Source organism: Lacticaseibacillus parakribbianus (assembly GCF_025490915.1).
Lineage (GTDB): Bacteria > Bacillota > Bacilli > Lactobacillales > Lactobacillaceae > Lacticaseibacillus > Lacticaseibacillus parakribbianus.
Genome location: NZ_JANQBA010000011.1, coordinates 89,164 through 98,785, shown reverse-complemented (window position 1 = coordinate 98,785; position 9,622 = coordinate 89,164). Strand labels below are relative to the sequence as shown.

The 9,622-nt window shown below is 61.6% G+C and carries 8 protein-coding genes; 4 read left to right on the top strand and 4 right to left on the bottom strand.

The genetic code is table 11. The annotated features are described in order from the left end of the window. The first annotated feature begins 341 nt into the window (after positions 1–341). The 3 genes from NUH19_RS09940 (at position 342) to NUH19_RS09930 (ending at position 5,037) form a co-directional block, all read left to right on the top strand. A complete protein-coding gene (locus tag NUH19_RS09940) occupies positions 342–2,096 on the top strand; it encodes an ABC transporter ATP-binding protein (protein ID WP_262316404.1) in 1,755 nt (584 codons plus the stop codon). Next, complete coding sequence (locus NUH19_RS09935; RefSeq protein ID WP_262316403.1) at positions 2,077–3,870, top strand: ABC transporter ATP-binding protein; 1,794 nt, start codon at positions 2,077–2,079, stop codon at positions 3,868–3,870. The genes NUH19_RS09940 and NUH19_RS09935 overlap by 20 nt, the downstream gene beginning before the upstream one ends. 126 nt (positions 3,871–3,996) lie before the next feature. Further along, a complete protein-coding gene (locus tag NUH19_RS09930) occupies positions 3,997–5,037 on the top strand; it encodes a DUF4767 domain-containing protein (protein ID WP_262316402.1) in 1,041 nt (346 codons plus the stop codon). Between the two features lie 202 nt (positions 5,038–5,239). On the opposite strand, the gene NUH19_RS09925 is transcribed toward NUH19_RS09930, so the two are convergent. The 4 genes from NUH19_RS09925 to NUH19_RS09910 all read right to left on the bottom strand — a co-directional run bounded on the left by NUH19_RS09925 (position 5,240) and on the right by NUH19_RS09910 (position 7,941). Further along, positions 5,240–6,067 (bottom strand): PTS system mannose/fructose/sorbose family transporter subunit IID, encoded by an 828-nt coding sequence (locus NUH19_RS09925; RefSeq protein ID WP_262316401.1) that lies wholly within the window; start codon positions 6,065–6,067, stop codon positions 5,240–5,242. Next, positions 6,064–6,882 (bottom strand): PTS mannose/fructose/sorbose/N-acetylgalactosamine transporter subunit IIC, encoded by an 819-nt coding sequence (locus NUH19_RS09920; RefSeq protein ID WP_262316400.1) that lies wholly within the window; start codon positions 6,880–6,882, stop codon positions 6,064–6,066. Before NUH19_RS09920 ends, NUH19_RS09925 begins: the two co-directional genes overlap by 4 nt. A 123-nt stretch (positions 6,883–7,005) precedes the next feature. After that, the gene (locus NUH19_RS09915) at positions 7,006–7,503 is read right to left on the bottom strand and encodes a PTS sugar transporter subunit IIB (RefSeq protein WP_262316399.1); all 498 of its coding nucleotides are present in this window, start codon (positions 7,501–7,503) and stop codon (positions 7,006–7,008) included. Between the two features lie 27 nt (positions 7,504–7,530). Continuing rightward, positions 7,531–7,941 (bottom strand): PTS sugar transporter subunit IIA, encoded by a 411-nt coding sequence (locus tag NUH19_RS09910; protein WP_262316398.1) that lies wholly within the window; start codon positions 7,939–7,941, stop codon positions 7,531–7,533. A 286-nt stretch (positions 7,942–8,227) separates the two neighbouring features. On the opposite strand from NUH19_RS09910, the gene NUH19_RS09905 reads away from it, so the two are divergent. Further along, the gene (locus NUH19_RS09905; RefSeq protein ID WP_262316397.1) at positions 8,228–9,577 is read left to right on the top strand and encodes an MFS transporter; all 1,350 of its coding nucleotides are present in this window, start codon (positions 8,228–8,230) and stop codon (positions 9,575–9,577) included. Positions 9,578–9,622: the final 45 nt, after the last annotated feature.

Here is a 9,622-nt window from a genome sequence, read left to right as displayed (position 1 = left end):
GCTTGCCACTGGATCGCCGCCGAAGAAGGGTTTGTCACGGTGGCCGGCCACCGACCCCTATCCTAGTGATCACTTGAGTTTAGCTTAGCAGGTAAGCGGTTACCTGGCAAATTTTAAGCTCGCTAATGGCCGATATAATTTTTCGACTCTCTTGACAGCATAATAATTGTCTCAGTTCCCCTTGGCCAACCGCGGTGCGACGCGGTTGCTTGCGGCAATCAAAAAACTTCATGCAAACCGACAAAAAAGTCCATTCACGTTCTGGCTGGTTCAGGTAGACTCATCCCACGTAAGTCATTACTGACTGGTCTTATTGGTTTGTTATGGAAGGAGTTTCCCACATGAATCCGTACACCTGGGTCTGGCAATACGTCAGACGCAACCACGCCAAAATGGTTGTTGCGGTCATCTTAATTCTGCTCAATGCCCTGGCCATCGTGGTCGCCCCGCTGCTCGGCGGGATGATCGTCGACCAAGTCATCGAGCAGGGCCACACCGACCGCCTGATTCCCATGCTGGCGATTATGATCGGCGTCACCTTGTTTCGCACGGTCATTCGCTACATCTACTGCATCATCTTCGAGCAGATCGGCCAAAACGCGCTGTTCGACATTCGCCACGACCTGTTTGCCAAGCTGCAGTCACTGGACTTCAACTTCTTCAACACGGTTCGTACCGGCGACATCATGGCCCGAATGACCGGTGATACCGACGCCATTCGCCACATGATCTGCTGGGTGTCTTACAACGCCATCGAATGCGTCCTGTGGTTCTTGGCCGCGGTGATCGTGATGAGCGCCATCAACGTGCCGCTGATGATCGCGCTGGTCGTGTTGACCCCGATTATCGCGATTTTGACCTACAAAATGAGCTCGCAGGCGCTGCCAATCTTCTTTGAGATTCGCCAGAGCTTCGCGCGGCTCAACGCGATGGTCGAAGAGAACATCTCCGGTAACCGCGTGGTCAAGGCCTTCGCCCGTGAGCCTTACGAAATCGACAAGTTCGAAAAGCTCAACCTGGAGTACAAGGCGCGGAACATGGACTCCGCCGCCATTTCGCGGCGCTACCTGCCACCGTTGGACTTCATCGCCTCGCTGCTGTCCGTCATCGTCTTGCTTTTGGGCGGCGGTCTGGTCATCGCCGGCAAGATGTCCTTGGGCGACCTGGTCACCTTCAATGGGTTCTTGTGGATGCTCAACCAGCCAATGCGCATGAGCGGCTGGTTGATCAACGACATGCAGCGCTTCTCCGCCGCCACCATCAAGATTCGCTCGATGCTTGCGGCCAAGCCGGCGATCACCGGCAAGCCGGCGGCGGTGCCGGCCAAGGTTCGCGGCGAGGTCACCTTCGACCACGTCGACTTCGCCTATCCGGATGCCCCGGAGACTCCGGTGCTTGAAGACATCAACTTCGATGTGCTGCCCGGGCAGACCATGGGGATTTTGGGCGAAACCGGCTCCGGGAAGTCCACCCTGATGGACCTGATTGCCCGCTTCTACGACCCAACCGGCGGCCAGGTGCTGATCGATGGCAAGGACGCCCGGGACTGGCCGGTTCGCACCCTGCGCGATCAGATCACCGTGGTCATGCAGGATTTGTTCCTGTTTTCCGACAGCATCGAGGACAACATCAGCTACGGCAACCACCAAGCCGACGCGCCGTTCATCAAGCAGATGGCGACGGTCGCCTCGGCCGATGAGTTCATCGAGGAGATGCCGGAGGGTTACCACACCGTCGTCGGTGAACGCGGTGTTGGCCTGTCCGGTGGTCAAAAGCAGCGCATCAGCCTGACCCGCGCCTTGGTCAAGGATCCGCGCATCCTAATTCTGGACGACACCACCTCGGCTTTGGACATGGAAACCGAAGCGGAAATTCAAGACCACCTGAAGTCGGCCGCCGCCGACAAGACGGTGTTCATCATCGCCAGCCGGATCAGCTCGCTGAGGGCGGCCGATCAGATCATCGTGCTGCGCCACGGTCGCATCGTCGAGCGCGGGACCCACGAGACCCTGCTGGCGCAAAACGGCTACTACGCCGAAACTTACAAGAAGCAGCTCGGCGCCACCGACGGAGGTGATGACAATGGCCAAGCGTAACACCTTTGATGAAGACGAGGAGTACACCGAGAAGTTCAACCTCCACGACTACGCGCGGTTGGGCCACTACCTGCGGCCTTACAAGAAAAAGCTGGCGCTGGCACTGGGCTCGATTCTGATTGGGAACGTCGCCTTGATCCTCGGCCCTTATCTGACCAAGATCGCGATCGATGACTACATCCCCCACCACAACATGGCGGCCCTGGGCATTTTGTCCGCGGTGTTCCTGGTCACGTTGATTATCGCCTTTGCCTGCTACCGCTACCGGATTTGGACCATCACCGAAATCGGCCAGGACCTGCTGCGGGACATGCGAACGGACATCTTCACCCACCTGCAGACGCTGCCTTTCTCCTACTTCGACTCCCGGCCGCACGGCAAGATTTTGATCCGCGTGGTCAACTACATCAACACCTTGTCCGACCTGCTGTCCAACGGGCTGATCAACCTGATTTCGGATCTGATCAACCTTCTGGTCACCCTGGTCTTCATGTTCGCCATCAACTGGCGGCTGACCCTCTACAGCATGGTGCTGATTCCGGTGCTGGCCGTTTGGACCTGGGTGATTCAGCACTACCAGCACAAGGCCTTCCAGGAGCTGTCCAACAAGCAGTCCAACCTGAACGCCTACATTCACGAAGGCATCGCCGGCATCAAGGTCACCCAGGGCTTCGCCCAAGAGGCCAACGCGATTGAGACCTTCGACGGCGTCGCCGAGGAGAACCGCCAGACCTACATGACCGCCGTGAAGTGGCAGTACGCGCTGTGGCCGGGGGTCCAAAACATCTCGACTCTGACCACCGCCTTGATCTACTTCATCGGCATCCAGCAGGTCGGCGTCGTGGTTTCCACCGGGACCTTGATCGCCTTTCTCGGGTACGTCAACAACTTCTGGAACCCGGTCATCAACATCGGGAACTTCTACAACTCCCTGATCACCGCCAGCGCCTACCTGGAACGAATCTTCGAGACCTTGGACGAAAAGCCCGAGGTCACCGACCAGCCAGGGGCCTTCGCCCTGCCGCCGATTCACGGTGACGTGCGGTTCGACGACGTCTCCTTCCGCTACGAGCCAGATGAGCCCGAGATTTTGCACCACGTCGACTTCCACGCCGCCCCGGGCGAAACCATCGCTTTGGTCGGCCCGACCGGCGCCGGCAAGTCCACCATCATCAACCTGCTGTCGCGCTTTTACAACGTCTCCGACGGCCGGGTCCTGATCGACGGCGTCGACATCTCCCGCGTCACCATTCAGTCGCTGCGGGCTCAGATGGGCGTGATGCTGCAAGACACGTTCATCTTCTCCGGCACCATCATGGAAAACATCCGCTACGGCAAGCTCGACGCCACGGAAGAAGAAATCATCGAGGCCTCAAAGATTGCCCGGGCTGACGACTTCATCCGCGACCTCAAGGACGGCTACAACACCATCGTGCAGGAACGCGGCGTGTCGCTGTCGGCCGGCCAGCGCCAGCTGATTGCCTTCGCCCGGACCCTGCTGGCTGACCCGAAGATCCTGATTCTCGACGAGGCCACCGCGGCGATTGACACCCACACCGAGCAACTGCTGCAGGCTGGCCTGCAGGAGCTTTTGCGCGGCCGCACCAGCTTCATCGTCGCCCACCGCCTGTCGACCATCCAACGCGCCGACAAGATTCTGGTGATCAACCACGGCCAGATTGTCGAGGCCGGCAACCACGCCGAACTGATGGCCAAGCACGGCGAGTACTTCGACCTTTACGACGCCCAGCTGCGCATGCTCAAGGCGCTGTGAGCCACGTCAAAACGGCGACTGCCCCATCCGGGCGGCCGCCGTTTTTGGGCTGACGCGCATATCTGCAAATCGCGTTGACACCGCGCCGGCCGCCATGCTATAACCGGCGACAGACAGGAGGCTATGATGAAAAAAACAACGATGGGTGTGTTCATCGGCGTGGCGCTGCTCGCTTTGGGTGGCTGCAGTGCGACGCCAAAGGGGCCGGCCGCGACCGGCAGCCAGGCGGCCAGCAGTAAGCGGCAGGCCAAGGCCGGCCAAAAGGCGGCCAAGGCCGAAAAAGCCGCGAAGACCGAAAAAGCCGCGAAGACCGAAAAGGCCGCGAAGGCGAGCGAGCAGGCGGCCAGCACCAGCCGCAAGCAGGCGAACGCGACGCCTTGGGACCGCACCAAGGCGGCCAAGCTCGCGGCCTTCATGAAGCGCTGGGCCCCGACCATGGGCCAACGCTACGTCGCTTTTGACGGCACCCACCCCTTGAAGGTGGGGACCGGGCTAGTGTACCCGCAAGACCTCAACCAAGAGCTGGTCGAGTCGGCCCAGACCAAGATTGCCTGGTCGCCGACCGGCAAAGGCAACGCGACCTACAACGTCGTGGCGATTTACAATTACGACGGCACCGAGCCGCCCTTGCCCAATCGCATCACCTACTTCTTCGCCTTTCGAGACGGCCAGCCGGTCGCCTTGGTCGACCAAAGCCGAGACGGCCAGCCAAGCGCCGCCCCGACCAAAAACACCACGGTTCAATCAAGCTTTGCCACCATCGCCACCGGCGGCAGCGACCAGGCCCAGGCAACGCCCAATCCGGCGACCGCGGCCGACCACGCCACCAAAAAGGTCGGCCTGATGCTTTACGCCTTGGCGTTCGGCAAGGGCAACGACATCGCCGCGCTGTGGCAGGAACCGGGGCTTGCCGTGTACACCTACCAGACCCGCCTGCGCATCGACGCCGGCCACGCCGTCACGTCACTCGGGTTTGAAATCAGCGGCGACGTCGTGCATTACTGGCGCAAGGACGCAAGCTCCGGCAAGCCGACGGCCGAGCAGCCGGAAATCGAGCACACCATCAGCCTGAAGGCACTGACCGCGCGGTTCGGCGCCTCGACGCAGCAAAAGCGAGCGCTGAAGCAGGCAATCTCGGCGATGCCAGCGATCACCCACCAGTACTGACGCCCGGGCCCAGGTGGCCGCCATGGCGTGGACGCGGCGCAAGAGGCCCGACACGCGAAGGGCCAAGGCCGCGCCACCGCTGCGTCAAGCCTGCCGCCTCACGCACGGTCACCGAACCCCGACCGTGCGTGACCACCCGTGGTCACCAACACAAACAGGCCTGTCGCACTCGCCGTGCGGCAGGCCCTTTTGCGTCCGGCGCTCACACAATGCCGACCAGTCCCATCACGATGGCCAGCAGCAACACGCCCAGCAAAATCCAGTTGACGTTCACCTTCTTGCTCAACAGCCAGTAGCAACCAAGCGTCACCGCCAGCGGCACCAGCCCCTTCCACAGCTGATCCAGGTAGGTCTGAATCGCAATCGGTTTGCCGCCTTGAATCGGAATGGCCAGCTTGCTCTTGAAGGTGACCATCGTGGCGGTCATGCTGCCGATCATCATCAGCCCCAAGGTCGCCGCGGCCTTGCTCAACAGCTTCATGCTGCCGTTCTCGTACATGCGCTGAATGAACGTGTCGCCCAGCGTGAAGCCGGCGTAGGTCAGGTAGTAGCGCGTCAGAATCGATGGCACGTTGTAGATGATCAAAAACAGAATTGGGCCGAGCACCGAGCCCTGGCTGGCCAGGCTGATGCCGATGCCGGCGGCGATCACGCGCAACACGCCCCAGAAAATCGAGTCGCCGATGCCGGACAGCGGCCCCATCAAGGAGGTCTTCAACGCGACGATCGCCTCGGGGTCAAAATCCTTGGTCTCGGCGTTTTTCTTCTCCATCGCCGCGACCAGCCCCATCACGAAGGTCCCGACGTTTTGGGTGATGTTGTACCAGGTGGTGTGGCGCTGCATCGCCTCGCGGTGGCCGGTCGGGTCGCCTTTGTAGTAGCGGTCAAGGGCCGGCATCACCGAGTACATGAAGCCGGGCGCGTGGGCCTTGGTGGCCCCGGCGCGGCTGGCGAACACAGTGAACGACCGCCAGAAAATCCGGTTGAGCATTTTGCGGTCGGCCTTGGACACATTTTGCGTCAGCTTCATTCGAAAAACGCCTCCTCTTCTTTGGCTTGATCCGCAACGGCGGTCGGCTGAGCCGGCGCCTGGGTGCGACTTTGCGAAAGCGTCAGCAGCTGCTTGTCCAGGAGCCACTGCAAACACACGATGATGATGCCCATCGCCGCCACCGCGACCGAGGGCAGCGCCATGTAGGCCGACAGCACGAAGCCCAGGAAGTAGTACGGCGACAGCTGGCGGCTCCACAGCATCCGCATCAAAATGGCAAAGCCGACCGCCGGCAGCAGGCCCCCGGTGGCCGACAGCCCCGCCATCAGGTTTTGCGGAATCGCGGTGACCAGGTGCTGCACGGGCTTGGCCCCGGCCAAAACCGAGAAGAACGTCACCAAAGAGAACACGAAGTAATTCAAAAACCACATGCCAAAGTGCAGCCAGGTCAAGGCCCTCGGGTCGTTGTTGGCCGCGACGCGGTCAACCGCCGGGGCGAACACGTTCATCACCACGTTTTTCAAAAACATCGAGATGAAGGCAGCGAACACGCCGATCGGCACCGCCAGGGCCAAGGCGGCCTTGGTGTTGACATCCAGCGTGATCGCAAAGGTGGTGGCGAGCACGGTCGCGGTGACCGGCTCGGCCGACAGGGCCCCGCCGATGTCGACAGCCCCCATGAAGATGGCCTCAAGCGCCGCCCCCATCAGGATGCCGGTGCGAACATCACCGAACATCAGCCCGGCGATCAGGCCGACCACCAGCGGTCGTTCGATCATGGTTTGGCCCCACAGCCAGTTGCCGCCGAAGCAGACGAACACGCACAAGGCGGCCAGCGTTGCAGTTGGTAACATGGTGTAACCTCCTTTACAAAACGGCACCCGGCGCAGGGTCCCGGGCGGCCTGGGCCCGACGACGGCGCGTGGCGCGGTCGCCCAGGCTCGCCGGCCGCCGGTGCTGCGCCGGGCAGGGCGATTCTACGAGTGGGCGTTTTTCAGCAAGGACTGAACCGACTGCTTGGCGTTGCTCGGCAGCACCTGGCTGAAGGTCGGCACCCCGCTGGCGGCGAGCTGGCGCAGCGCCTTGACTTCGGGTGGCGTCAGCATCACCGTCGAACTCAGCGCCTGGGCGTCTTGGGCGTCTTGGGTAAAGCGGCCGACGTTGGCGACGTTGACCGCCTGCACCCCCGGCACCGCCGCCACGATGGTCGCGGCGTCTTGCACGGCGTTCACCAGCACGAACAGCCGCATGTCCTTGCCGCGCGGGTCCAAAAAGACCCGAATGGCGTCTTGCACCGAGCGAATCAGCAGCTTCTTGCCGGTCGGCGTCGCCATCTGCAGCGTCATCTGCACCGCCTTGGTCTTGGCCGCGTTGTCGTTGGCCACCACGATGCCCGGGGTGTTCAGCTCCTTGGTCCAGACCAAGGCGACCTGGCCGTGAATCAGGCGATCATCCACGCGAATCTGTACAATCATGCGTTCCTCCCTTCGAGGCGCTTGGCCTCAATCGAAAAAATCGGCGGTGCTGCCACCGTCACCGGTGGCGGCAAGCGTCACGCGCCGCACCTGGCTTTGGGCAATCAAGGCGTCCAGCCGGGCCGCGTCCAGCGGCTCGCTGTCCAAGAGCACCGCCAGCACCACCGCCAAGTTCACCTGGCTGACCACGAACACGTCCGGCGTGTCGCCGACTGCGCGAACCACGTCTTGGTTGACCGACCCGCCGTACAGATCGGTGAAAATCACCGCCGGTCGGCTCGCTTGGGCCACGAACGCCGCAATCTGCGGCCGGTCGTCGCCTTGGTCGACGTAGGCATCGAGCGCCGTCACTTGCTTGCCTAGCCCGGTCAAAAGCTGCAACGCGCTTTGCATCCCGGAGGCCAGGTGCCCGTGGCTGGCTATCATCAGACTCGTCATTGCCTCCCCTCCTTTCCCCTCAATCCTATCCCCCTCGCATCGTACCCGTCCATTATGAGGCTCGCCGGATGATGATAATTAGCGCCTCGGCCGAAAATATAAACGGAATATTCTTAAATATTGATTATTTAGTTATTAAATGTGTTATTTTATCGTGTAGCGTCACGCGTGTTATTTTCAGCGGCTGACCATTGACAAACCGCGGCAATCGCCCGATGATGGGCTTAGTTGTCGCCACAATTTCTGAAAGGATCTGCTCGCCATCAACCACAAAACTGCCAGTCCAATGCTCGTTGTGAGCGTCGTCGCCTTGATGTCGTTCATGGGGGTGTTGACCGAAACCTCGATGAACGTCACCTTCCCCACCCTGATGCATCAGTTCGGTGTCTCCTTGGGCACGGTGCAGTGGGTGACCGCCGGCTACCTGCTGACCGCCGCCTTGGTCATGCTGACCTCGGCTTACATGAAGCGGCGCTTCACCAACCGCCAGCTGTTCGCCACCGGCGCTATCCTGTTCGCGCTGGGCGATGTGATCTGCGGCGCGGCACCGGCCTTTTGGGTGCTGCTTGCCGGCCGGCTGGTTCAGGCCGGCTGCGTCGGGCTGTGTACCCCGCTGATGGTCAACATCATCTTGGACGTGGTGCCTCGCGCCAAGCTGGGCACCTACATCGGCATGGCCAACCTGATCATCCTGATCGCCCCGGCGCTTGGGCCAACCTTCGGCGGCGCGGTCGCGGCCTTTGCCGACTGGCGCATGATTTTCTGGTCGACCTTGCCGCTGGCCTTGCTCCTGCTGGTGGTCGGCCTGAAGGTGATTCGCCAGTACACCAACACCGAGCGTTACGCCTTTGACTGGGGCCGCTTTGCGGTGCTGGCCTGCGCCTTGGTCGCCTTGATTGTCGGCCTCAACGCCGCCGGCAGCGGCGGCTGGGTGACGCTGGCCGGCCTGCTGGTGGTCAGCGCCGCCATGTTCGCCTGGTTCTACCGGCTGTCTCGCCACCCGCGTCGCGCCTTGTTTTCGCTTGACGTGTTCAAGCAGCCGGCCTTTTTGTACAGCTTCCTGCCGTACATCCTGCTGCAGTTCGCCAACGTCGGCATCAACTTTCTTTTGCCCAACTACGTGCAAGACGTGTTCGCCGCCTCGGCCCTGATCGGTGGGTTGATCCTGCTGCCGGGCAGCCTGTTCAACGGGTTCGGCCAGCCGGTTTACGGCTGGATGCTGGACCGCTTCGGCGGCCCCCTGCCGCTGTACCTAGGCGACGGGTTGTTCACCGTCGCGCTGGTCGCCTTCGCCGTGGCCGGCCAGCGCCTCGGGGTGCTGGGCGTCACCATCGCCTACCTGGTCTTTGCCATCGGCCGCTCGATGGCCTTCGGCAACGCGGTCGCCTTTGGCCTCAAGCACCTGGAAAAGGGCCTGCAAAACGACGCCAACGCGCTGTACAACACCGGCCAGCAGGTGGCCGGCGCCGTCGGGACCACGGTGCTGGCGCTTTTGATGGGGGCGGTGTCGCGGCCCGGTTACACCCACGCCCAAAACGTCGCGGCCGGCTCGACCATCGCCTTTGGCCTGCTGGTGGCCATCGGCCTGCTCAACGCCTTTTTGTTCTCAAGGCTGTTCGCCAAAACCCAAGATTAGTCGCCAAAAACGCCACTCATGCAACTGATGAGTGGCGTTTCGTGT